We start from the raw sequence: 22,899 nt of genomic DNA, 5'->3' as shown, positions 1-22,899 counted from the left end.
CCGGAAATAGTCCTGGAGGAAAATACCGACATAGAAGCATGGGATGCGGTCATCGAAAATAACGATGAATTATTGGAAAAGTATATCGCAGGAGAACCAATCAGCCGGGAAGAACTTGCGCAGGAGGAACAGCGGCGGGTTCAAGACGCCTCCCTGTTCCCGGTCTATCATGGCAGCGCCAAAAAGGGCCTTGGCATTCAACCGTTGATGGATGCGGTGACAGGGCTGTTCCAACCGATTGGGGAACAGGGGAGCGACGCCCTATGCGGCAGCGTTTTCAAGGTGGAGTATACAGATTGTGGCCAGCGGCTCATCTATTTGCGGCTATACAGCGGAACGCTGCGCCTGCGGGATACGGTGGCTCTGGCCGGGAGAGAAAAGCTGAAAATCACAGAGATGCGTATTCCATCCAAAGGGGAGATTGTTCGGACAGACACCGCCCACAAGGGCGAAATTGTCATTCTTCCCAGCGACAGCGTGGGATTAAACGATGTATTAGGGGACCCAACCCGGCTCCCTCGTAAAAGGTGGCGTGAGGACCCCCTCCCCATGCTGCGGACGTCGATTGCGCCGAAAACGGCAGCGCAAAGAGAACGGCTGCTGGACGCTCTTACGCAACTTGCGGATACTGACCCGCTTTTGCGCTGCGAGGTGGATTCCATCACCCATGAGATCATTCTTTCTTTTTTGGGCCGGGTGCAGTTGGAGGTTGTTTCCGCTTTGCTGTCGGAAAAATACAAGCTTGAAACAGTGGTAAAGGAACCCACCGTCATTTATATGGAGCGGCCGCTCAAAGCAGCCAGCCACACCATCCATATCGAGGTGCCGCCCAACCCGTTTTGGGCATCCATCGGACTGTCTGTTACACCACTCCCGCTTGGCTCCGGTGTACAATACGAGAGCCGGGTTTCGCTGGGATACTTGAACCAGAGTTTTCAAAACGCTGTCAGGGATGGTATCCGTTACGGGCTGGAGCAGGGCTTGTTCGGCTGGAACGTAACGGACTGTAAGATTTGCTTTGAATACGGGCTTTATTATAGCCCGGTCAGCACGCCGGCGGACTTTCGCTCATTGGCCCCGATTGTATTGGAACAGGCATTGAAGGAATCAGGGACGCAGTTGCTGGAACCTTATCTCTCCTTCACCCTCTATGCACCCCAGGAATACCTTTCCAGGGCTTATCATGATGCGCCGAAATACTGTGCCACCATTGAAACGGCCCAGGTAAAAAAGGATGAAGTTGTCTTTACTGGCGAGATTCCCGTCCGCTGCATACAGGCATACCGTACTGATCTGGCCTTTTACACCAACGGGCGGAGCGTATGCCTGACGGAACTGAAAGGGTATCAGGCCACTGTCGGCGAGCCGGTCATCCAGCCCCGCCGTCCAAACAGCCGCCTGGACAAGGTGCGCCATATGTTCAGTAAGATCACTTGATACACCACAGCGAGGAAGGTTATTGCATTTCCCTGTCTTTCGTGGTAAAATGTAGTTGTAAACCACCAGAGAAACCAATCTAATTTTACCGTTGATAGCCATTTCCTTGATAGCCAAATGATAGCAAAAGTTCGGCAAGCCCATAGGATAAGGATAATAGGTATCAGGAAAAATCAAATGATATCAAATCTCCCAAACAAAAGCGTTTAGAATTAAGTTTCATTTTGCGAGTGGGAATGATTTCAGAGGCCCGGAAAAGCCTGATTTTACTGGGTTTTTGAGAGGTTAAGGCCCTTTGTGGCAACGATTTGGCAACACTTTTTCATTATTCATAAAAAGAGAGCTAACTGATTTTGATTAGTCAGTTAGCTCTCTTTTTATTTAATACCCTCTTAAATTATGCAGTAGGTCAGAAAGTTCTTGATTAAGAGCTATAAAGCTAAGGAGGTACTCTTCGGTAATCTCAAATTGCCTATTTCCCTCCTTTACTCTTTCTTTTGTCGCCAATGTCTGTTCGCCAGATGCGTTTGTAATGCGATAGCTATGAATAATTCGATTCCGCATTTTAATAATTTTGGCAAACAGTGTTTCAATTTTATCTCCGCATTTTGAAGTGATGACCTCATGAACACTTCCCTTGAGATGCCCTGATTCTAAGTCTATTAGATGACACCAGTCGTATTTATCCAAGTCATCACATCTGAGGATATTCTCAATTATAAATGCGTTATTTGAGTTAAAAACACAAATAGCACTCCCTAACAGTTCGCGGTATTGCTTACTAGGTAGAGATTGTCTCGTATAGCTTTCGTACATCTTGATTCCCTCGTGCTTTATCTTTCAATCAAACATCCTGTACTGGTAAATTACTAAGTTCCTGCGAAGGTACCTTTGCCCAGCATTTGGTCTTGTCAAACTCCGGATAGTGGTAGCGCCACTTGTCATAGTCCTCTTTGGAGATCTCGCCCGCCTCCAACATGGCAGCAGCCTGCTGCCAGGAACAGAGCATCTCGTGCAGCTGGGCGGCGTCCTTGTTCTTCCGCACATCCACCTTCAAACAGACTTCTCCATCCATCTCGCTGATCTTGAGCCCGTAGTTATCCTCCAGGGTAAACAGGGTGTGCATGAGCCCCACATAGGAGTCTATGTCCGGGACGGAGAGCGCATGGGGAGAGACATCCAGTACCTGGGCTAGGGTAGCAGTCAGGTCTGCCTTTGGGGTTCTTGATCCTGTTTCATACTGCGCCAGGCGCACATCAGCGGACTTCTCCGGGAAGCCCAGCGCCATACCGAGATATTTCTGCGTCATCCCCCGCAGGAGACGGAAAAAGTGAATCCGTTCGCCAATCGCCATATCATCAACTCCAATCGTTGGTTGTCCTTAGGAAAAGCATAGCAGAAATGCTTAGTGAAGTCAAGAGAATCCTAAACAATTTTATTTAATTTATTTTGCGTACTGCGATTGACATAAGCTATTATGCTTAGTATAATGACAATAGACTAAGCATAATAGCTTAGAATCAATAAATAAAAAAGAACTGCCGCAATTCCCGGTTATACATCCGGGAAAAAAGTGGCGGACGAAAGTGAGGAGGCATTTATGGAACACAATATCCATCCGCAGCAGCCATCAACGAAGAAAGGAAGGTATTTTCAATGCAGGCACAAAACTTTATGCGCGTGGAGGAAGTGGCCCAGGAGCTGGGCATCTCCAAGTCCCACGCCTACAAGGTGATCCACAAGCTCAACGCCGAACTCCGGGACAAGGGCTATCTGACCATCTCCGGGCGGGTCAACCGGAACTTTTTCATGGAGAAGTTTTGCTACGGCAAGACGGGAAAGGAGGACTAATCATGGCAGTCTACAAGGAAGAAAAGACCAACACCTGGCGGGCGGTCTATCGCTACACTGACTGGAACGGCGAGCGCAAGCAGACCCAGAAGCGGGGCTTCAAGACTAAACGGGAGGCGCAGGCCTGGGAGCGCGAACAGCTCAACAAGGCCAGCGCCGACCTGGATATGACCTTCAGGAGCTTCGTGGACCTCTACACAGCGGATATGAAGACCCGGCTTAAGGAAAACACCTGGGCTACCAAGGACCACATCATCCGTACCAAACTGCTGCCTTACTTCGGCAGGCTGAAAATGTGCAACATTACCGCCCAGCAGATCATCACCTGGCAGAACGAGATGCTGAACCATAAGGACGAGAACGGCAAGCCCTACTCGCCTGTATATCTCAAGACGGTTCACAATCAGCTCAGCGCCATCTTCAACCACGCGGTTCGGTACTACAACCTCCGGGAAAATCCCTGCAAGAAGGCGGGCAGCATGGGCAAGAAGAAAAACCGGGAGATGATGTTCTGGACCAAGGAGCAGTACCTGAAATTTGCCGAGGTGATGATGGACAAGCCACTGTCCTTCTACGCCTTTGAGATGCTCTACTGGTGCGGTATCCGGGAGGGGGAGCTGCTTGCCCTGACCCCGGCGGACTTTGATTTTGAGAAGCGCACTGTTACCATCAACAAATCCTATCAGCGGTTGAATGGCCAGGATTTAATTACCACTCCCAAAACCGAAAAGAGTAATCGGGTCATCACCATGCCGCAATTTTTAGCCGAGGAAATTCAGGATTACATCAAAATGCTTTACGGCATCGGGCCAGATGACCGAATGTTCACCATCACCAAGAGCTATCTCCACCGGGAGATGGACCGAGGAGCCAAAGAAGCCGGGGTACCGCGCATCAGAATCCACGATATTCGTCACAGCGCGGTTTCACTTCTCATCGACATGGGATTCTCTGCCACGGCCATCGCGGACCGGGTGGGCCACGAGAGCATCGACATCACTTACAACTATGCGCACCTGTTTCCGTCTAAGCAGGCGGAGATGGCAGATAAATTGAACATGGAAAGGAGCAATTAAAAATGTCAGCAAAGAATTTGGACAAGCACAACTGTTGGAGGAACAAGACCGTGGCTTTTCGGGTCTCTCCGGAGGAGGACGCCCAGATCGAGACGGCGGTGAAGCTCACCGGACTGACCAAGCAGGATTATATCATCCGGCGGCTGCTCTGCCGAGATGTGGTAGTGCAGGGCAACCCCAGAGTCTACAAGGCGCTGCGGGATCAGCTGGCCGCTGTGCTGGACGAGCTGCGCCGGATTGAAGCCGGACAGAGCGTGAACGACGAGCTACTTGATACCATCCAGATGATCACTACTATTATGAACGGGATGCAGGAGGACTTTGCCTATGACCGATGAAAAAAAGAAAATGACCGCCCATGGTTCATCTGTTGGCGCAGATGATGGGCAGTCAATCTCTCAAAATTCCAAGACCACTATACCAGACCCGGACGAAAAAAACAATTCCCCGGAAAGAGATTTGGAGGAACTTTACCAGAAGATGCGCCGCATGAGCGACCCGGTTTACCTGCATACTGTGACCCTGGACGAGCTGCTGGACAATGTGTTCGAGGGCAAGTCTGCGGTGATTGAAAACCTGCTCTACACGGGAGCTTACATCCTTGCCGGAGCGCCCAAAATCGGCAAGTCCTTCCTGGTGGCTCAGATTGCCCACCATGTCAGTAGCGGGCAGGACTTGTGGGGCTACAAGACCCATCGGGGGACTGTTCTCTACCTAGCGTTGGAGGATGACGAGAGCCGGTTGCAGCGCCGGATGTTCCGAATGTTCGGGGTGGAGGGGACAAGCTCCCTCCACTTCGCCACCAACGCTAAGATGATTGGCGGCGGCCTGGATGAACAGCTGGAAAAGTTTGTTCGGGAACACAGCGATACCAAACTCATCGTCGTTGACACCTTGCAAAAAGTCCGGGAGGCGGTGAGCGACAGTTACAGCTACTCCAGTGACTATGAGGTGATCGGCAAGCTGAAACAATTTGCTGACCGATATGGCGTCTGTGTCCTGATCGTCCACCACACCAGAAAGCAGCCTGCGGGGGATAGTTTTGAGATGATTTCCGGTACAACCGCTTGCTGGGCTGTGTGGATGGTGCGCTCCTCCGCCACCGTCGCGGAAAGAAAAAGATGGGGTGGTATTTTGCCACCCTATCTTCAAGGAGGATGCCCCATTTTAGGGCACCCTAAAAGTATCAGAGGATGTCGCGATTCACGACACCCTATGCCCCGAAACAGGGCACCGGGTACAGGGGCAAAAAGCGTTCGGAGAACGCGCAGCCACAGAATGAAATTCTGTGTTCAAAAGGGGCTTGGGGGCGTTGCCCTCAACAAGCAGTTTGTGGCAAATGGATAGCCACAAGCATTGCTTGCCAATCTTTTGTGTAAAACTCAACCTCAAGAGGTGATGAACATTACACGCAAAATTGCCTTTCAAAATTGTAATGTTATTGAAAGGCACTTCGATATGAACTTTTCGTGATTCATTGTAGGATATAGTCATGCCGCACAGAAGAAAACGTAGCGGCGAGAAAGGCTGAGTATCATGATGAAACGAAAATTCCTTGTGGCAGTGCTGTTGCTTTCTCTTGCAGCATCAACGCTTACCGGCTGTGGACAAAGTTCCAAACCTGAGATGGAAAACGATCAGCCCACGGTGTATCAGTCTCTGGAAGATAGCCTGTCTGTCATGCCGGCCTTTGAGGCCACGGATCTGGAGGGAAACCCGGTCGATGAAAGCATTTTTGAAAATGCAGACATCACGGTTGTAAACTGTTGGGGTACCTTCTGCACTCCATGCATTGACGAAATGCCGGATCTGGCAGAGTGGGCTAAGGAGATGCCGGATAATGTCCAGATTGTTGGCATTGTTTGCGACTACAACGAAGGTTGGGAAGGTGAGGCCAACATACGGCAGGCAAAACAAATTTGTGAGGAAGCCGGGGTCGATTTTGTTCAGATCGTTCCAGATAAAGCCCTACAGGAAATCCAGCTTGGCATCCTTGTATATCCAACAACGTTTTTTGTAGACAATTCGGGTCATGTCGTTGGTGAAATCATTGAAGAGGCCAACATTGAGAAATATAAGGAGGAAGTAACTTCTTATCTGGAGAACCAAAGTAATGAGGTTCAGGACCATGCGTGACTTTATAAGAAAGCGGTCACGACCTGTGTGTGCTTCTCTTTTGCTGCTGATCGCAGCTGGATTTATCGCTGCGGGTGTTAACAGAGGGGAAACCTTGCTTGTTTTCAATAAAGCAGTAAATATTTGCATGGAATGCATTGGGCTGGGGTGATTCGCTATGAAACTGACACATTCGGTCAAACGAAAACTATTACAGATCATTGCCTTTGGATTTTCCAATCCCTACATTGGGAATTTTGCAAAGGGTAGAATTTATCAGGGCAAATGGAAGAACTTTTGCAACCCCGGTATGAACTGCTATTCCTGTCCGGCAGCACGGCTGGCCTGTCCCATCGGCGCTATGCAGGCGGTGTCAGATTCTATGAATTTTAATTTCAGCTTCTATGTGGTTGGCATCATTTTGGCGGTAGGCACAGTTTTGGGGCGCTGGGTCTGCGGATTCCTTTGCCCTTTTGGATTGATTCAGGAGATCATTGCCAAAATTCCGGTTCCGAAAGTAAAACTGCCCAAGGCATTGACCTATGTGAAATATGTTGTTTTGGTGCTGTTTGTTCTCGTTTTTCCGGTTGTCATCACCAATTATGCGGGCGTCGGGAAACCAACATTTTGCGAGTTCATTTGCCCGGCGGGAACATTGGAAGGTGGTATTCCACTGCTTCTGATGCGCCCGGATCTGGCGAAAGCGATTGGTGCGTTGTTTTCTCTGAAAGCAGCGATTTTGCTGGGGACGCTGGCGGGATGTATGTTCATTCCCCGCTTCTTCTGCAAACTGCTATGCCCCTTGGGGGCCATCTATGGACTGCTCAACAAGGTCAGTCTCTATCATCTGAATGTAGACAAGGAACAATGCGTCCGTTGCGGCAAGTGTGCAAAAATCTGTCCGATGGATGTTGATCCAACAAAAACGCCCAACAGCTGTGAGTGTATTCGCTGCGGAAACTGTGCGTCGCAATGCCCAACCAAGGCTATTTCACTTGGCTTTCGACAGAAAACAGAAAATGCACAAAGCAGGGAAAGTGACGCAGGCAGAACTCTATGAAACAGAAAAATGTAAGTTGGAAACGCCATCTTCTGTGATGGCGTTTCTTTTATGCGTCCAACAGAAACATGACTCATCTATCTTTTGAGCATCAGGAAATATCCTTGCGGGGATTGATTTTGCCACATATAATAGAATTAAACTTTCATGTCAGCATAATTGGCATACTGATGATTGAGCAGAAGCCAATTTAGGAGGCGATATAATGAATCGAATTATGATCGTGGATGATGCAGAAACGATCCGAAAGGAACTGGCATCGTTTTTAGAGAGTTGTGGATATAAGGTATCTGCTTTGGAAAATTTCAGTCATGTAGTGCAGGATATTCTCCAGGAAAAACCAGATCTTATACTGTTGGACATCAATTTGCCTTATGCGGACGGGTATCATATTTGCCGCGAGCTGCGTAAGAAATCCGATATTCCTATTTTGGTGGTCACCAGCCGGAACAGTGAAGTGGATGAGCTGATGAGCATGAATTTGGGAGCAGATGATTTTATTGCAAAACCTTACAATTTGCACATTCTGGAAGCGAGGATTTCTGCTATTTTACGCCGGTCCCAAAATGCGCAAACAAGAGATGTCATTGAATACAAAGGTTTATCCCTCGATTTGCTCAGTGGAACCGTCTCTTATCAGGGAGAAAATGTACTTCTGACCAAGAATGAGCTAAAAATGCTTGCCTTTCTGATCCAGCATCAGGGAAACATTGTTTCGCGAGATGACCTGATGGAATATATGTGGAGTTCCGAGGCTTTTATTGATGATAACAATTTGTCTGTCAATATGACAAGGCTCAGGAAAAAGCTGGAACAGCTTGGTTTTCCGGAAACGATCGAAACCCGAAGGGGGTTGGGGTATCAGCTGCCATGAAAGGAAAAGAATTTCTGAAGGATCATTTCGCTTTTTTAGTGGTGAACGGATGTGCCTTTTTCCTGGTTGCAGCTATCCTGTCGGTGCAGGGGATACGTTTTCTTACGATTTTTGTTTTATTCTTTGTCTGGTTCGTTCCGCTGCTTAGCTATATGGCCATACAATTCTGCCGTGAGAAGCGTTTCTTGGACGAACTGGACAGCCTGTCGCAAAGCCTGGATCAGGTGTATCTGCTGTCGGAAGTAATTACACCGCCCACCTATGCTGAGGGACAAGTGTACTACCGGGCTTTGAAGCGAGCGGGCCGCAGTATGCTGGAGCGGGTAAATGAGTACGCTGCCGCACAAAAAGAATATCAGGAATATGTGGAAACATGGGTTCACGAGATCAAAACCCCCATCGCTTCTGCGCAGCTGATTATCGATAACCACAAGGATCATATAACTCGTGCTATCCATACGGAACTGAGGCAAATAGATGACTATGTGGAACAGGCACTCTACTATGCGAAAAGCAGTACGGTGAATACCGATTATCAAATCCGTCCATGTGACCTGGCTCAGTTGACCAAGGACGCTATTACACGAAATGCGTCGGACCTGATCCGAAAGAACTTTTCCGTAGAGGTATCCCAAGTGTGCGGTATTGTGTATACTGATTCAAAATGGATTGCCTTTATTCTAAATCAGCTCATTGGAAATGCTTTGAAATACTGCCGGGAAGAAGAACGAAAGCTGCAAATATCTTCCCGAACGGAGAAAAATTGTACTGTCCTTTCTGTTTGGGATAATGGGATAGGAATCCCGGTACAAGATCAGTCCAAGGTGTTTGAGAAAGGTTTTACAGGAGAGAACGGCAGGCGCTTCGGCAAGTCTACCGGGATAGGTCTGTATCTCTGCAAAAAGCTGTGCGGATGTCTGGGAATTGGCATCACATTGGAATCAGAAGTGGGGAAAGGTACTTCTATCCATTTGATTTTTCCCATTGGTGAACTTCATTCAGCAGTAAAAGGCTCTCGCTGATGGGCGGGAGCCTTTTCTTGCAAAACTGTAATCTCCGTGAAAGACAAACCAATAGGATAACAGCTGCTGGGCTGATATACTGTGGTTGTAGCAAACAATGGACGATTCGCGGAGGTTATTATGATGAAGAAAAAAGTTTCGCTTATTCTAGTTGCTGTTTTGGCCGTTGTGATCTGCATGGCCCTTTTGGTGAATTATAAAACGGATAATCTGGGCCAACCGGCGATCTGCGCTTCCATCGATGAAAATGGAAACTGCACAGGAACAGCTACCACTTTTGCTGCTGATGTGAAGCAGGTCGTTTTTGTGTGTCAGCGGAAAAAGCCGTTTATCGGCAATGCAACGATCAGTTGGTACAGCGACAACGATAACAACACCCCCATCAAAACCGAAACGGTTTCTGCCAATAAAGCAGGCTACTATGTATCTACCTTCTCGCAAGAGGACGGGTTGACGACCGGAGATTATCACGCTTATATTGATATTTCTTATGCCTTGGGCAGTTCCAAAGCTGTTGCAAACTTTACCGTAGAGTAATTTTTGGAGGAAGATATGAAGCCGATTTTGAATGTAGAAAAAGTCGAAAAATACTATGGCAGCAAAAGCTGCTTAACCAAAGCACTCGATCAAGTTAGTTTCCAAGTGAACAGAGGCGAGTTTGTGGGGATCATGGGGCCCTCCGGCAGCGGAAAGACCACACTGCTTAACTGCATCTCGACGATTGACACGGTATCTGCGGGTAAAATTCTGATCAATGACCGGGATATTACGCAATTGAATTCCAAGCAGCTGGAAGCCTTCCGCCGCGACGAGTTGGGCTTTGTTTTTCAGGATTTTAACCTCTTGGACACACTGACCGCATACGAAAACATTGCGCTGGCTCTCACGATCCAGAATGTACCGGCAAGCAAAATTGATGTATCGATTCGTGCCGCGGCAAAGACACTGGGGATTACGGATGTGCTTCAGAAATATCCCTATCAGATGTCCGGAGGACAGAAGCAGCGCGTGGCATCTGCTCGCGTTCTGGTGAAAAATCCTTCGCTGATTCTGGCTGACGAGCCTACCGGTGCGTTGGATTCCAAATCCTCCCGTATGTTGCTGGAGTCGTTTGAACAGATGAACCAGGAATTGCAGTCTACGATTCTGATGGTGACCCATGATTCGTTTACTGCCAGCTATGCGCATCGCATTCTGTTTATCAAGGATGGCAGGCTGTTTAATGAGATCGTTCGCGGCAATGCATCCAGAAGGGAGTTCTTCAACCAGATTATAGACGTGGTAACCTTGCTGGGAGGTGACACCGCAGATGTTTTATAAACTCTCCGTGAGCAATGTGAAGAAGAGCATTCAGGATTATGCCATTTACTTCTTGACTTTAACCGTAGCGGTGTGCATCTTCTATGTGTTTAACTCAATTGACGCCCAAAAGAATGTGCTGACCGGAAGTGCTGTCTCTGAGAGCTTTCTGAACAATATGGATTTTGCCATGTCCCTGCTCTCTGTTTTTGTAACCATTGTGGTGGCAGGATTGGTGCTTTATGCCAATAATTTCCTTGTGGGCCGCCGTAAGCGGGAATTTGGAATTTATATGACATTAGGAATGTCAAAACTGCGAATTTCCGGAATTTTGCTGCTGGAAACGCTGTTGGTTGGCTCTATCGCTCTGGGTGCCGGGCTGATTTTAGGCTTTGTTTTGTCCCAGGGCATGGCCCTGTTCTCATCCTATCTTCTTAATATCGAGATTGCACAGTTTCAACTTGTTTTTTCCGCAAAGGCGGTGGGCAAAACGGTTCTTTGCTTTGGGTTGGTTTTTGTGGTCGTGATGTTCTGCAATCACATTGTGATTTCACGTTATCAGCTGTCCCAACTATTGTGTGCGGCCAAAAAGAACCAGTCGATTCAAGTAAAAGATCCGAGGCTCTTGGTTGGATTCCTGGTGCTGTCAGTCTTAATCCTGGCATCAGGCTATGCACTGGTACTGGCGGTAGGCATGAATCCTCTTGACCCGCTTTTCCTGGCGGCAATCGTAATTGGAGCAGTGGGAACCTTTTTGTTTGTTTACAGTCTGTCGGGAGCGCTGCTATTTTTTATGAGCCGCAACCGCAAAGTATATTGCAAAGGATTAAACATCTTTGTTTTGCGGCAGTTAAACAATAAAATTGTAAGAAATTTTGTTTCGATGTCTATGATCAGCTTCCTGCTGTTTTTGGCGATCAGCATTTCTCTGAGTATGTTTACCTACCGCAGTAATTTGGAAAGAATGCTGGATGGAAATCTGAATTTTGACGTTTCAGGAACGGTTTCCATTTACAACCAAGAGGACCGGGAAAAAGATCTTCGAGCGTTAATCAACCAAAACCAAGCAGGGATCGTTCTTGACGATAAAACGCAATTTGCTCTGTATAAACGTCGTTCTGTTGATACCTCCATGAGCGAGCTCCTTGCAGATCATCTGTCTGCACGTCAAAAGGAAAAAATTCAAAAATCGGTGTATGGGGCTTCCAACATCGCAGGAAAGACCAATGTGCTTACCAGTTCGGAATATAACCAGATTCGAGGTTTGCTGGGAGAGGACCCCATCCCGCTGACAGATCAGGAAATCCTGGTTGTGTCCAACTACGACGATAACGGTGTTCTGACAGAGTATATCCGCGACGTGGGAACTGTGCAGCTTGCCGGAGTTACCTATCGGATCAAAAACGATGCTCCGATTGTGGAAAATATCATGACAGGCAGCAGCGTCAGCTACTTTTATCTGATTGTCCCGGACAGCTTTACCGATTTCCGTGACGCGCCCGAAGAACAGCGGATCAATTTTGTCTGCACCGGAAACGATGCTGAAAGAGCTGAACAAAAGGCGGCGCTCACCAAACTGCTTGAATATTACGAAACCTTGAGCCGTAATGGGCAGGCAACCGTGGAGCCTATTGCAATTTATGGTGTCACAAACGATCAGTTTCAAGCAAATATCTATGGATCGGCTGCCAGCCTGATTTTTATCGGTATCTATCTGGGACTGATTTTCCTGATTGCGTCGGTAGCGGTATTGGCCATTCAACAGCTTTCAGAAGCAAGCGAGAGTATTGGTCGCTATCGTGCCTTGCAAAAAATGGGTGTACCGGACAAGCTAATCCAGCGGTCGGTTCTGCAACAAATTTTGTTTTACTTTGCATTGCCTTTAGGACTCGCCATAGTGGATTCCGCATTTGGGATTCGCGTGATGGGAGAACGATTCAACCAATTCCATCTGAGCGTTTTTAATGGTGTGTCTCTGATTGCCATGATCATTTTCGCATTTATCTTTTCCGGGTATTTGTATGTGACCTATAAAGGATACCAAAATGTGATTGCGAAAACTCACAGTATAGGGTAATTTGGATCATTGCTCAATACGAATAAAGAACGGCAGAACAGGGAGGACCTCCTTGTTTTGCCGTTCTAATTCTGTGTGTCATTGTTCTTTGATATATCGGTCTTTTAAAGGAGTTCATCAGCGAAGCAATTTAGTGAATAGACTTGAAACCATTTGCTAAGAAACTTTTGACATGCTATAATTATACTAAAGGAAATAAGGGAGATACAAGTTCTTGGCAACACCATGGCAACAAAAAATCAGATAGCCTCTACTATCGGAATAATGAGAAGAATACCAATACTCTGAGCTAAACCCCATAAGCAAATCTGTTTAGAAAACTTCTGGCAGGAGCGAGTGGGAGTAATTTTTCCCTTCGGGGCAGCATAAATAAAGAGCTGACTGATTTTGTCAAAATCAGTCAGCTCTTTTTATTCTGCCGTGAAACTCTCGGCAAAAGAGTAGATTTATGATCTGCCATGTAATATACTGTCCTTACATGGGCGAAAGACAGACTGTATATCCCGAGCGGAGCGTGCGTATTGTGATCCTTTCCTATTTCAGCGGCAAAATGAGGGGAGAGAATTTCTATGGGTACCACCGTAAGTAGCCTTCAGATCATTGGGACTACAGAGGATGCAGTCAAAACCGCTTTGCCCAAGGCTGTTGTGGGCAAGTGGTCGGAGCGCTTTGTCACAGCCTGTCCCGGCGAGCTGATCTTTGCCCAGTTGGAGAGAAAGGCCGGGTGGCTTTCCAAAAAACTGGACTGTACTGTGCTGTCTGTCTCTTTATTTGACAGCGATGCCCTGTCGCTGGTGCTCTATGTCTCCGGTAAGCGTACGGCGCGCCATATGGTCAATCCCGAGACGGGAGAATGTGTATTGGGAAATGCCAACGCATTTTGTGCCGGACTGGATCTGGAGCCTCAGATTGCTCCTCTTTTAAAGCGGCTTTTCACAGAATCCGATCAGGAGGAAAAGCTGGACATCCTCTCCACTTTGCTGGGCGCGCCTCTTTTTGTGCGCTGGGATGACTCATTTGAAACGATGACCATCCAACCTCCGGACGAAAGTCCTCTGCGGGCCTGGGCGGCGGCACATCCCTTGCCGCCCAGGATCAAAAACCAGACCCGCATGGAGCTTGTGCAGGAGATCGGGGAGCGGATGCCCGGCTATGGCAGTGAGGCTTTCATTTTGCGGCCGCTGGCCTATGCCAGCGAGAGGTACAGGGAAATATTCTGCTGCGCCCCGGGTACTGTGGTGGGATATGACTGCAGCGGCGGAGAATGGGCGCGTTGGGACGGGGAAGGACGGCTCTGCCTCACTCCTTTGATGGAGGAGGGGCTGGAGAACCTGTCGTATGCTCAAGCGGATGGACGGCTGCTGACGTTTTCAAGCATTTACATAGAGGACACGCCTGGCTGCTATTCGGTAGGGGCAGCCACCCTCGTTTCAGATTCCGCCGGACTGATCCCGGTGCCCCTTTCTCTCACACCGGATGACGACAGAATGGCGGCAAACAAATGTTATCTTCTGCCAAACGGCGACTTTTTGGCGTGGCTCTGTCCGCTGTATGAAAGAAATGGACTACTCCGGGAGGAGGTCATACGCTGTTACGGTGCGGACGGCGGCTGCCTTTGGGAGCGGAAAGGCGTGGTGAGCAGCATTGCGGTGATTGGTGAGCACATCTACCTGCATGCCGCCGGAAAACTGCACTGCCTGACCCTGACGGGGCAATCCCTATATTCTGTTGAGTGCCCTTGTGAAGGCCCTCTTTTGAAATCAGGTGCTTACCTGTATCAGCTGGAGCGCAAAGGATATCGCGAGGATGATATCCTCCATCGATATACACTGGACTTGCGGGACGCGGGATGTATCCCGGTGCCCTGTCTGTCCAGCATGGATATTTCGCCGGATGGGAGGTTCCTTTTCTGTGCGGGCTACGCCTCCGGGCTCATGGTCATAGACCTGGATGAATTCAAGCTCCGAAAGGAACTGCACAGCATGGAAAAGTTCTATTGTGCTATGGCGGATGGGAAAAACCGCCTCTGGGTTCATAGCGGCGGCTATTTGACATGCTACTCCTCCGACCTGGATCTGCTGTCCCGTCACCGCCTGGGGGGAGATATCCTGGATCACACGCTGAACCGAGCGGGAGAGCTCTGTCTTGCCGCCTATCAGCGGAACAAGTATTTGCTGCGCGTATACCGATTCTATTGAATCAAGTCCCTTGGCTTGTCTTGGAAGGAGAAAATGTGTATGACCTTGTTGGAGCAGTGCCAGATCTGGAACGACAATGACGAGTATCAGAAGATCATAGACGCCATTGAGGCCGTCCCGGCGGAGGAGCGTACGCCGGAGCTGGACAGCGAACTGGCCCGGGCGTATAACAATGCGGCTGATGTGGGAGACCGGGAGCTTTTTGAAAAGGCCATCGCTCTGTTGAAACCCCACGAGGCATATTTTGCCGGCGACCACAAATGGAACTTCCGGATGGGCTATGCCTACTATTATTTGGACCAGGAGGGTCCGGCGCTGCATTATTTTGAGCAGGCGCTGGCGGCCCGGCCGGGGGACCGGGATACCCAGGGACTGATCGACGACTGCCGCAGCCGTCTGGCCTTTCCACGCTTCCGCAAGAATTTCCGGACGCGTACCGTAGAAGCATGGGTGGCCTTCCAGCGGGAGGAGGGCGACCTCCGCCGTCTGCTGGATCGGGAGGACCGGCAGGCCGCAGGGGAGGAGCTGGTCGCCCGGTGCCAGGAGATCCTGCATACTGCCTTTGCCGATGTGGCTTTTGAGCTGGGCTTCAACGGGGAGAAATATGAGCTGATCCTGAGCCCGGAAGGGGATAAGGCCAAGCTGTTTGAACTGGTGTATTTTTGCCGCCGCGCCCCCGCCTCCATTCTGGAGCACTGGAACATCTGCGTAGGGCGGCAGACCTCCCGCGGCTTTTCCCTGAAGCTTGGGGATTGTGAGGTCTCCGGCAAAGATGTACAGGTTTGGGTGGAGAAGCGGGAGGAGCGGGAAGCCGCCCTGACCCTCTACTGCGAAAAGCTGCTCCCTGTGCTGGCGGAGGACGAGGGCAGGGCTTGATGGATGCTCTCCAACCTCACCGACCAGGTGTTGGGTGAGATCGCGGCCATGTCTCTCATTCACGGCTTCCAGGTGGTGGACCGCCCTGCAGAAGGCCCCTCTATTTTGCTGGAGGATCTGCCCAAGACGCTGGAATCCATGGGCCTGTTCCCGTATAACGACGCGGAGAACTACCTGGAGAGCAGCTATCTGGCCTACCAGAAGGAACCGGTGAAGGACCCGGAAGCCGACTGGCGCCTGGACGTCTATGCCGGTTCTACCCGACTGCCCGGTCTGATCAATGAGTACATGAGCAATGAGAACGAGATCATGGATGCCTACCACGCCGACGGAGTGGCGGCGGGCTTCTTTTGCTATCCGCTGGACGGCTTTGACGGCGCCGACCAGGCCCGGAAGGTGCTGGATTTCCGGGATGCGTTGGAGGCCGCTGTCCTGGAGCGGGCGGGGGAGGACGCTGTGACCTTCCTGGGCGGAGCCAGCGGCGTCATCTGCGGCTATCTGGATTTTATCGCCTGGGACCTGCGGGCGGTGCTGGACGCGGCGGCAGACTTTTTTGCCCGCAGCCCGCTGCAGTGGGCCAGCTTCCACAGCTTCCGCCGGACGGTAGGCACCGTGCGGCTGCTGGACCGGACAGAGGAAGAGGCTGAGGTAGACGGGGAGACCGGCTCTCTGCTCACCCGGGCTGATATTGAGCAGCTGGAGTCCTTTGACAACGGGAGCAGCGGCTACTTCTATAAAATGCTGGACTACCTGGAGCAGTTCATCCAGAAGGGGATAGAGGAGGATCGTTTTACCCAGCGGCAGGCCCAGTCCGACCTGCAGATTGCGCTGTGGTATTCCTTTGCTTGCAACAACATCGATGAATATGAGTTTTATGACCGGACCGTCCGCTGGATGCCGTCCTCGGAGGACCGGGCCAAGGGCTGCGGTACCTGGTACTACCGCTATTCCGTGGCGCTGATGTACTGCGGCATGCTGGAGGAGGCTGTCCGCTATGCCGAGCAGGGCGCCCTGGAGGAGCCGGACTATCCCTGGATCTGGCTCCAGGTGGGGAAGCTCCGCAGCCACAGCGGGGACAAGGCTGGGGCTCTGGAAGCGGTGGAACATGGCCTTGCGCTGGAGCCCGGCGACCATGAATTCCTGACCCTGCGGGAGGAGATCCGGGCGGGAGCGGCCCTGGAGGAGATGGAGTACCACTGGATCGACCCGGAGTGCGACCGCAGACTGCAGGACGGTCTGGACGAGGGAGCGGACGCCAAGCTGCAGGCCATCTCCTGTATCAACGTGGATCCGGCGGGGCTGGAGCGGTTCCGAGCGCTGTTTCCGGCGGAGCTGGAGAAGGCGGGACCTTATCGTGGATTCCGCTATACAGTTCAGGGCCGGCCGGTGGAGCTGGTGTTCCGGATGAATGAGGCGGGGCTGTCCAAGCTGAAGACAGATTGGCTGGAAGGCCTGAAAAACGCTCTGGACAGTGGACGCTGGCGCACCTACACCATACCGGAGGGTGAAGGACTGCTGACCGCGGTCCATGTGTACCTGAACTATGAGCTCCTTCTGATCTACCGGCTCCGGACGGAGGAACGGCGCTTCCGGGTACTGCTCCATGCCGACGGGACGGAGGGCGGCTGTGAGCTGGAGGAGCTGGAGCCGGTCACGGCACCGGAGGCTTATACCGCAGAAGAGATGGAGGTATTGGAAGGGCACATCCAGGCCCACTTCGGCGCCTTTGAAAATGTATTCCACGAGCTGACCTCCCCGGACATCCACGTGGATATCTGCGTGGTGCCACCCTCTGAAGAGCGGGACTACTATACCCTGGTCACCATGGGCATGGGGGCTCACCGGATGAACGTGCCGGAGGAACTGGCGGAGTACCGGCTGGAGCGGGCGGAGCTGGCTATCGCCTTGCCCAGGGACTGGAAGCTGGACAGAGGCTCCATGGAGGACGAGCGGTGGTATTGGCCGGTCCGTCTGCTGAAGGTACTGGCCCGCCTGCCCGGAAACAACGATACCTGGCTGGGCTGGGGCCACACGATGGACCATGAGGAGCCCTTTGCGGAGAACACCAAACTGTGTTCCGCCATGCTGATCGGTGCCCAGGGCGTAGGGGAGGACGGCGCGGTGTGCACGCTGTCCAACGGGGAAGAGGTCAACTTCTACCAGGTGATCCCCCTCTGCCGGGAGGAACTGGAATTCAAACTGGCCCATGATGCCGACGAGCTGCTGGAGAAAATGGGTCAGGTCAGCTTTGTGGTGCAGCCTGACCGTCCCTGCGCCCTGTTCATGCCCGGTGCGGACGAGAACGTGATGGACGAAGGGGAGTGGCACCTGCAGAGCATCCGGGAGAAAAAGCTGCCGGTAGAGGAGCTGACCGCCTTCAACCACATGGCTATCTACTTGCGCTGGTGCCTGGAGCACGATCTGATGGGCCTGCCCTTCCTGGAGCAGCACTGGGACGCGGTGCGGAGGTTCCAGGCGGACCCGACCCACACCGATCTGCGTGTTCTGATCCGGGACGAGCTTGGCGGTACGCTGCGCCACGACTACTTTGACGAGCAGGGTCAGGCCTTTTCCCAGTACTACTATGGGGACGGGAGCGCACCCTATTTCCCCTCGGACATCGATGACTATGCCCTGCGCTATTTCGGCCCCGAGCGCTACCACTCCGACGAGTTCCAGGACGAGGCCTATCTGTTCATTCCCTTTGACGAGGCCTATTATCAGGACATGGCGGAGATCATCCGTCAGCGCTGGGAGTGCTGGCAGCGGCAGGAGACAGAGGAAGGGGAGCCCACCCCGCTAGTCCGGGCACTGGCGGAGTACCTGGGCTGTGACTGCCGGTATTACCCGCCTATGAAGGACGACGATCCCATTACCGCCGACTTCGGGTATGAACAGCGGCTGGGGGTGCGGGAGGGGTATATCCCTGTGCTGATTCGTGCGGACGAGACTCTGTGGGAGGCCCTGCGCCTCAACGCCGACCCCGACAGCGAGGGCGGTGAGGCATATGAATTTGACCCGAAATGGGTGGTCCGGTACCGGGAGGAGCTCCTGTCCCGCCCGGTGGGGGACGGCAGAGCGGCCCTGGAGCGGCTGGCAGGGGGCAGCCTGTCCGGCGGGCCGGCGGTGTGCGTCGGCGGCGAGGAGAACAACGACATCCAGTCCTACTGGGACTATGAGACCCAGATGACCGCGCCTCTGCTGCTGGCCCGGATCCCGGTGCGGGAGCCCTGGAAGGTCTTTGCCTGGCTGCCCTTCGGGGGGTGGAACGACTGCCCGGACACGGAGACGCTGATGGCAGTGGCCAAATACTGGTACGAGCGGTACGGCGCTGTGCCCGCCGCCTTCAGCCATGACGAGCTGGAGTTCGTGCTGCCTGCCCCGGTGTCCCGGGACCAGGCACCCGAGCTGGCGGCGGAGCAGTACGCGTTCTGCCCGGACCTGGATCAGAACGTGGACAGCCCGGAGGTCCTGGCTGATACCCTTGCCAAGTCCCGGACATGGTACTTCTGGTGGGATTAAATGAAGAAGGCCCCATCCGATCCTGAAGGATCGGATGGGGCCTTTCTCTGTATCTTTGAGGTCATATGCCCTTTCCGTCATTCCATTTCCAGTCCCGGATCTCGGGCAGGTCGCAGCCGTGAGCGGTGATGTACTGATGGTGCTCCACCAGCTTGTCCTTCATCAGCTGGATGAGGAAAGCGCCGCGGTTGCCCAGCTGGGGCAGGCGCTTGACCACGTCGATGACCAGATCGAACCGGTCGATAGAGTTCTGTACCCGCATGTCGAAGGGGGTGGTGATGGTGCCCTCCTCCTTGTAGCCCCGGACGTGGAGGTTTTTGTTCCGGCGGCGGTAGGTCAGCTCATGGACCAGGGAGGGATAGCCGTGGAAGGCGAAGATGATGGGCTTGTCCCGGGTAAAGAGCACGTCGTAGTCCTCGTTGGTGAGGCCGTGGGGATGCTCCGTGTGGGGCTGGAGCTTCATCAGGTCCACCACGTTGATGACCCGCACCTTCAGCTCGGGCAGGTACCGGCGCAGGATGGTGACGGCGGCCAGGGTCTCCAGCGTGGGGGTCTCGCCGCAGCAGGCCAGCACCGCGTCGGGTTCGGAGCCCTGGTCGTTGGAGGCCCACTGCCAGATGCCGATGCCGTGGGTGCAGTGCTTGATGGCCTCGTCCATGGTGAGCCACTGGGGCCGCATGTGCTTGGAGGTGACCATCACGTTGATATAGTTGCGGCTCTTGATGCAGTGGTCGAAGCAGGAGAGCAGGCAGTTGGCGTCGGGGGGCAGATAGAGCCGCACCACGTCGGCCTTCTTGTTGGCCACATGGTCCAGAAAGCCCGGGTCCTGGTGGGTGAAGCCGTTCTGGTCCTGCTGCCACACATTGGAGGACAGTACATAGTTGAGGGAGGCGATATCCTGCCGCCAGGGCAGCTGCCCGGCCACCTTCAGCCACTTGGCGTGCTGGCTCACCATGGAGTCCACGATGCGGATGAAGGCCTCATAGCTGTTGAGGAAGCCGTGACGGCCGGTGAGCAGGTAGCCCTCCAGCCAGCCCTGGCACATGTGCTCGGACAGCATGCCGTCCATGATCCGGCCCTCGGGAGAGAGAACGCTGTCGGTAGGCAGGACAGAGGCGTTCCAGCGGCGGCTGGTGACCTCGAACGCGGCCTGCAGCTTGTTGCTCATGGCCTCGTCAGGGACAAAGGCCCGGAAATTCTTGGCCTTCTGGTTCAGTTTGAACACGTCCCGGATATATTTGGCAAGCTCCGCCATGTCCTCCGCCTCCACCGCGCCGGGGGCGGGGACCTCCACAGCGTATTTGGAGAAGTCGGGGGTGCGCAGGTCCCGCAGGAAGAGACCGCCGTTGGCGTGGGGATTGGCGGCCATCCGCCGGTCACCCTGAGGAGCTAGGGCCCGCAGAGTGGCTACCGGAGCGCCGGTCTCGTCGAACAGTTCCTCAGGATGATAGCTGCGCAGCCAGGCCTCCAGCTGTTCCAACTGCTCCGGGTGACCCTCGTCCACTGCCAGGGGCAGCTGATGGACCCGGCAGGTGCCGTCGGGCTGGATGGGACCGGTCCAGCCCTTGGGAGAGCGGAACACCACCATGGGCCAGCGGGGGCGCTCCTTTTCTCCCAGCTCCCGGGCGCCCTGCTGGATGCGCAGGATCTCCCGCACCGCCCAATCCAGAGCGGCGGCCATTTTTTGGTGCATCTGAGCCGGGTCATCCCCCTCCACAAATCTGGGGGTCCAGCCGCAGCCTTTGAAGTAGTCCTCTACCTCTTCGTTGGTGATCCGGGCGAAGAGGGAGGGGGTGCCGTTCTTGTAGCCGTTAAGGTGGAGGATGGGGAGCACCGCACCATCTCCTGCGGGATCCAGGAATTTGTTGGAGTGCCAGGCAGTGGCGAGAGGCGCGGTCTCCGCCTCGCCGTCGCCCACCACGCAGGCGGCAATGAGGGTGGGATTGTCCATCACCGCGCCGAAGGCGTGGGCCAGGGAGTAACCCAGTTCGCCTCCCTCGTTAATGGAGCCTGGGATGTTGGGGGCGCAGTGGCTGCCGATACCGCCGGGGAAGGAGAACTGGCGGAACAGCCGCCCCATGCCCTCTTCATCCTGGCTGACGTTGGGGTAGACCTCGCTGTATGCCCCTTCCAGGTAGGCCTGGGCTACCACAGCGCTGCCGCCGTGACCGGGGCCGCAGACGTAGATCATGTTCAGATCATATTTGGTGATGACCCGATTGAGGTGGGTATAGATAAAGTTTTGCCCCGGAACGGTGCCCCAGTGTCCCACCGGCGTGGGCTTCAGATGGGCGGGACACAGCGGCTGACGGAGCAGGGGATTGTCCCGCAGATAGAGCTGCCCCGCGGCCAGATAATTGGCCGCCCGCCAATAGGCGTCGATTTTCCGCAGCATATCCGGGGTAAGCGGCCCCTTTTTGGACATGCGGGTGGAGGTCTTTACCACCACTTTGGTCTTTTCCGCAGATGCTTTTGCCAATGGAACGGCCTCCTTTTACAGGAATCATCCTTTTCATTATAGCGGAACGGTAGGGACTGTCAAGGGTGGGTGCGTTGACATAAAAGAAAGGGATGGAAATATTCCGCTGCATATGGTAATATAAATACGTATGTCCAAAAGTAACGTCATGGAGGGAATTACATTGACCTATCTGTTGTCCATCCTAATGGGGATTATCCAGGGCGTGGCGGAGTTCCTGCCCATCTCCAGCTCCGGCCACCTGGCCCTGTTTCAGACCTTCTTCGGCATGGAGAATGTTGAGGAAAAGTACATGTTCTTTACCGTCCTGCTTCACTTCGGCACCTTTATCTCGGTGTGCGTGGTGTACTGGCGGGATATCGTGGAGATGATCCGGGAATTCTTCCTGGGGATCGCGGCTCTGGCGGGGAAGAAGGATACCGGAACTCCGCCCCCGCCCGCCCGGCGGATGGTGATGCTTATCATCATTGGCACGCTGCCCCTGTTTGTGATGGTGTTCCTGCAGGACGCGGTGAACAAGCTGTTCTCCAACTCCATCATGGTCTCCTGTGCGCTGCTGGTCACCGGCTTTATGCTGTTTTTCTCCGACCGGCTGGCCAGGGGCCGCAAAACTGCCCGCAATGCCACCGTGGTGGACGCCCTCATTGTGGGCTGCGGCCAGGCACTGGCGGTGATCCCCGGCTTGTCCCGGTCGGGCACTACCATCTCTGTGGGCATGCTGCGGGGCTTTGACCGCTCCTTTGCCGTGCGCTATTCCTTCCTGCTGTCCCTGCCCGCCATTCTGGGCGCCAACATCCTGGAGATCAAGGATGCGGTGGAGGCCGGCATCAACATGGAAGAGCTGCCCATGTACATCGTTGGCGTGGTAGTCGCCGCGGTGGTGGGCTACTTCGCCATTCGGCTGGTGAAGAGCCTGTCTGACAAGGGCAAGTTCGGCAAGTTTGCCTACTACTGCTGGGCGGTGGGCCTGGGCAGCATGATCGCCGGTTTTGTCAAGATGGCAATGGCCTGAT

20 protein-coding genes are annotated in these 22,899 nt (G+C 53.1%); 17 read left to right on the top strand and 3 right to left on the bottom strand.

From position 1 onward, the window contains the following. Window positions 1–1,437: tetracycline resistance ribosomal protection protein (locus tag ACTNB1_RS13670; RefSeq protein WP_441170232.1), on the top strand; the 1,437-nt coding region annotated here is incomplete at its 5' end. Window positions 1,438–1,818: 381 nt separating this feature from the next. Here the strand turns inward: ACTNB1_RS13670 and ACTNB1_RS13665 are convergent. Further along, window positions 1,819–2,253 carry a hypothetical protein gene (locus ACTNB1_RS13665; RefSeq protein ID WP_276809250.1) on the bottom strand — a complete coding sequence of 145 codons (435 nt, stop codon included), beginning with the start codon at window positions 2,251–2,253 and terminating at the stop codon, window positions 1,819–1,821. A gap of 28 nt (window positions 2,254–2,281) precedes the next feature. Continuing rightward, on the bottom strand, window positions 2,282–2,791 hold the full coding sequence (locus tag ACTNB1_RS13660; protein ID WP_441170230.1) for a helix-turn-helix domain-containing protein: 510 nt from the start codon (window positions 2,789–2,791) through the stop codon (window positions 2,282–2,284). 302 nt (window positions 2,792–3,093) lie between these two features. On the opposite strand from ACTNB1_RS13660, the gene ACTNB1_RS13655 reads away from it, so the two are divergent. The 15 genes from ACTNB1_RS13655 (at window position 3,094) to ACTNB1_RS13585 (ending at window position 19,407) form a co-directional block, all read left to right on the top strand. Continuing rightward, window positions 3,094–3,288 (top strand): helix-turn-helix domain-containing protein, encoded by a 195-nt coding sequence (locus ACTNB1_RS13655; RefSeq protein ID WP_441170229.1) that lies wholly within the window; start codon window positions 3,094–3,096, stop codon window positions 3,286–3,288. A gap of 2 nt (window positions 3,289–3,290) precedes the next feature. After that, on the top strand, window positions 3,291–4,364 hold the full coding sequence (locus ACTNB1_RS13650) for an Arm DNA-binding domain-containing protein (RefSeq protein ID WP_441170227.1): 1,074 nt from the start codon (window positions 3,291–3,293) through the stop codon (window positions 4,362–4,364). Window positions 4,365–4,366: 2 nt separating this feature from the next. Next, window positions 4,367–4,702, top strand: a complete 336-nt coding sequence (locus ACTNB1_RS13645) for a plasmid mobilization protein (RefSeq protein WP_441170226.1) — start codon at window positions 4,367–4,369, stop codon at window positions 4,700–4,702. After that, entirely contained in the window at window positions 4,692–5,711 is a 1,020-nt protein-coding gene (locus ACTNB1_RS13640; protein ID WP_441170225.1) for an AAA family ATPase, read from the top strand. Before ACTNB1_RS13645 ends, ACTNB1_RS13640 begins: the two co-directional genes overlap by 11 nt. Window positions 5,712–5,900: 189 nt before the next feature. Beyond that, a complete protein-coding gene (locus tag ACTNB1_RS13635; RefSeq protein WP_441170223.1) occupies window positions 5,901–6,500 on the top strand; it encodes a TlpA family protein disulfide reductase in 600 nt (199 codons plus the stop codon). Next, window positions 6,478–6,651, top strand: a complete 174-nt coding sequence (locus ACTNB1_RS13630; RefSeq protein ID WP_441170222.1) for a CD1871A family CXXC motif-containing protein — start codon at window positions 6,478–6,480, stop codon at window positions 6,649–6,651. Before ACTNB1_RS13635 ends, ACTNB1_RS13630 begins: the two co-directional genes overlap by 23 nt. Before the next feature lie 6 nt (window positions 6,652–6,657). After that, the gene (locus tag ACTNB1_RS13625) at window positions 6,658–7,539 is read left to right on the top strand and encodes a 4Fe-4S binding protein (protein ID WP_441170221.1); all 882 of its coding nucleotides are present in this window, start codon (window positions 6,658–6,660) and stop codon (window positions 7,537–7,539) included. A 205-nt stretch (window positions 7,540–7,744) separates the two neighbouring features. Continuing rightward, the gene (locus tag ACTNB1_RS13620) at window positions 7,745–8,413 is read left to right on the top strand and encodes a response regulator transcription factor (RefSeq protein ID WP_441170220.1); all 669 of its coding nucleotides are present in this window, start codon (window positions 7,745–7,747) and stop codon (window positions 8,411–8,413) included. Next, on the top strand, window positions 8,410–9,435 hold the full coding sequence (locus tag ACTNB1_RS13615; protein WP_441170218.1) for a sensor histidine kinase: 1,026 nt from the start codon (window positions 8,410–8,412) through the stop codon (window positions 9,433–9,435). Before ACTNB1_RS13620 ends, ACTNB1_RS13615 begins: the two co-directional genes overlap by 4 nt. Before the next feature lie 120 nt (window positions 9,436–9,555). Beyond that, on the top strand, window positions 9,556–9,972 hold the full coding sequence (locus ACTNB1_RS13610) for a hypothetical protein (protein WP_441170216.1): 417 nt from the start codon (window positions 9,556–9,558) through the stop codon (window positions 9,970–9,972). A 15-nt stretch (window positions 9,973–9,987) separates the two neighbouring features. Continuing rightward, window positions 9,988–10,755 carry an ABC transporter ATP-binding protein gene (locus ACTNB1_RS13605; RefSeq protein WP_441170214.1) on the top strand — a complete coding sequence of 256 codons (768 nt, stop codon included), beginning with the start codon at window positions 9,988–9,990 and terminating at the stop codon, window positions 10,753–10,755. Next, the gene (locus tag ACTNB1_RS13600) at window positions 10,745–12,811 is read left to right on the top strand and encodes an FtsX-like permease family protein (protein ID WP_441170212.1); all 2,067 of its coding nucleotides are present in this window, start codon (window positions 10,745–10,747) and stop codon (window positions 12,809–12,811) included. The genes ACTNB1_RS13605 and ACTNB1_RS13600 overlap by 11 nt, the downstream gene beginning before the upstream one ends. 569 nt (window positions 12,812–13,380) lie before the next feature. After that, on the top strand, window positions 13,381–15,009 hold the full coding sequence (locus ACTNB1_RS13595; RefSeq protein ID WP_441170210.1) for a hypothetical protein: 1,629 nt from the start codon (window positions 13,381–13,383) through the stop codon (window positions 15,007–15,009). Between the two features lie 39 nt (window positions 15,010–15,048). Then, window positions 15,049–15,885 (top strand): hypothetical protein, encoded by an 837-nt coding sequence (locus ACTNB1_RS13590; RefSeq protein ID WP_441170208.1) that lies wholly within the window; start codon window positions 15,049–15,051, stop codon window positions 15,883–15,885. Window positions 15,886–15,888: 3 nt separating this feature from the next. Continuing rightward, entirely contained in the window at window positions 15,889–19,407 is a 3,519-nt protein-coding gene (locus ACTNB1_RS13585; protein ID WP_441170206.1) for a suppressor of fused domain protein, read from the top strand. 61 nt (window positions 19,408–19,468) lie between these two features. Here ACTNB1_RS13585 and ACTNB1_RS13580 read toward each other — a convergent pair whose 3' ends face one another. Further along, window positions 19,469–21,832 (bottom strand): phosphoketolase family protein, encoded by a 2,364-nt coding sequence (locus ACTNB1_RS13580; RefSeq protein WP_441170233.1) that lies wholly within the window; start codon window positions 21,830–21,832, stop codon window positions 19,469–19,471. A gap of 217 nt (window positions 21,833–22,049) precedes the next feature. On the opposite strand from ACTNB1_RS13580, the gene ACTNB1_RS13575 reads away from it, so the two are divergent. Next, complete coding sequence (locus tag ACTNB1_RS13575) at window positions 22,050–22,898, top strand: undecaprenyl-diphosphate phosphatase (RefSeq protein ID WP_441170204.1); 849 nt, start codon at window positions 22,050–22,052, stop codon at window positions 22,896–22,898. Window position 22,899 lies beyond the last annotated feature (1 nt).

It is taken from the genome of Flavonifractor sp. HCP28S3_F3, assembly GCF_052065355.1.
In the GTDB taxonomy this organism is placed as follows: Bacteria; Bacillota; Clostridia; order Oscillospirales; family Oscillospiraceae; genus Flavonifractor.
Note: the sequence above shows the minus strand (reverse complement) of the source record. Positions and strands in the feature narration are given on the sequence as shown.

Coding starts and splice junctions, on each gene's coding strand:
- ACTNB1_RS13630 (WP_441170222.1), top strand. CDS start 6,478: ATGAGGTTCAGGACCATGCGTGACTTTATAAGAAAGCGGTCACGACCT.
- ACTNB1_RS13615 (WP_441170218.1), top strand. CDS start 8,410: ATGAAAGGAAAAGAATTTCTGAAGGATCATTTCGCTTTTTTAGTGGTG.
- ACTNB1_RS13640 (WP_441170225.1), top strand. CDS start 4,692: ATGACCGATGAAAAAAAGAAAATGACCGCCCATGGTTCATCTGTTGGC.
- ACTNB1_RS13590 (WP_441170208.1), top strand. CDS start 15,049: ATGACCTTGTTGGAGCAGTGCCAGATCTGGAACGACAATGACGAGTAT.
- ACTNB1_RS13595 (WP_441170210.1), top strand. CDS start 13,381: ATGGGTACCACCGTAAGTAGCCTTCAGATCATTGGGACTACAGAGGAT.
- ACTNB1_RS13580 (WP_441170233.1), bottom strand. CDS start 21,832: ATGTCCAAAAAGGGGCCGCTTACCCCGGATATGCTGCGGAAAATCGAC.
- ACTNB1_RS13655 (WP_441170229.1), top strand. CDS start 3,094: ATGCAGGCACAAAACTTTATGCGCGTGGAGGAAGTGGCCCAGGAGCTG.
- ACTNB1_RS13620 (WP_441170220.1), top strand. CDS start 7,745: ATGAATCGAATTATGATCGTGGATGATGCAGAAACGATCCGAAAGGAA.
- ACTNB1_RS13605 (WP_441170214.1), top strand. CDS start 9,988: ATGAAGCCGATTTTGAATGTAGAAAAAGTCGAAAAATACTATGGCAGC.
- ACTNB1_RS13660 (WP_441170230.1), bottom strand. CDS start 2,791: ATGGCGATTGGCGAACGGATTCACTTTTTCCGTCTCCTGCGGGGGATG.
- ACTNB1_RS13665 (WP_276809250.1), bottom strand. CDS start 2,253: ATGTACGAAAGCTATACGAGACAATCTCTACCTAGTAAGCAATACCGC.
- ACTNB1_RS13610 (WP_441170216.1), top strand. CDS start 9,556: ATGATGAAGAAAAAAGTTTCGCTTATTCTAGTTGCTGTTTTGGCCGTT.
- ACTNB1_RS13600 (WP_441170212.1), top strand. CDS start 10,745: ATGTTTTATAAACTCTCCGTGAGCAATGTGAAGAAGAGCATTCAGGAT.
- ACTNB1_RS13645 (WP_441170226.1), top strand. CDS start 4,367: ATGTCAGCAAAGAATTTGGACAAGCACAACTGTTGGAGGAACAAGACC.
- ACTNB1_RS13585 (WP_441170206.1), top strand. CDS start 15,889: ATGCTCTCCAACCTCACCGACCAGGTGTTGGGTGAGATCGCGGCCATG.
- ACTNB1_RS13625 (WP_441170221.1), top strand. CDS start 6,658: ATGAAACTGACACATTCGGTCAAACGAAAACTATTACAGATCATTGCC.
- ACTNB1_RS13635 (WP_441170223.1), top strand. CDS start 5,901: ATGATGAAACGAAAATTCCTTGTGGCAGTGCTGTTGCTTTCTCTTGCA.
- ACTNB1_RS13650 (WP_441170227.1), top strand. CDS start 3,291: ATGGCAGTCTACAAGGAAGAAAAGACCAACACCTGGCGGGCGGTCTAT.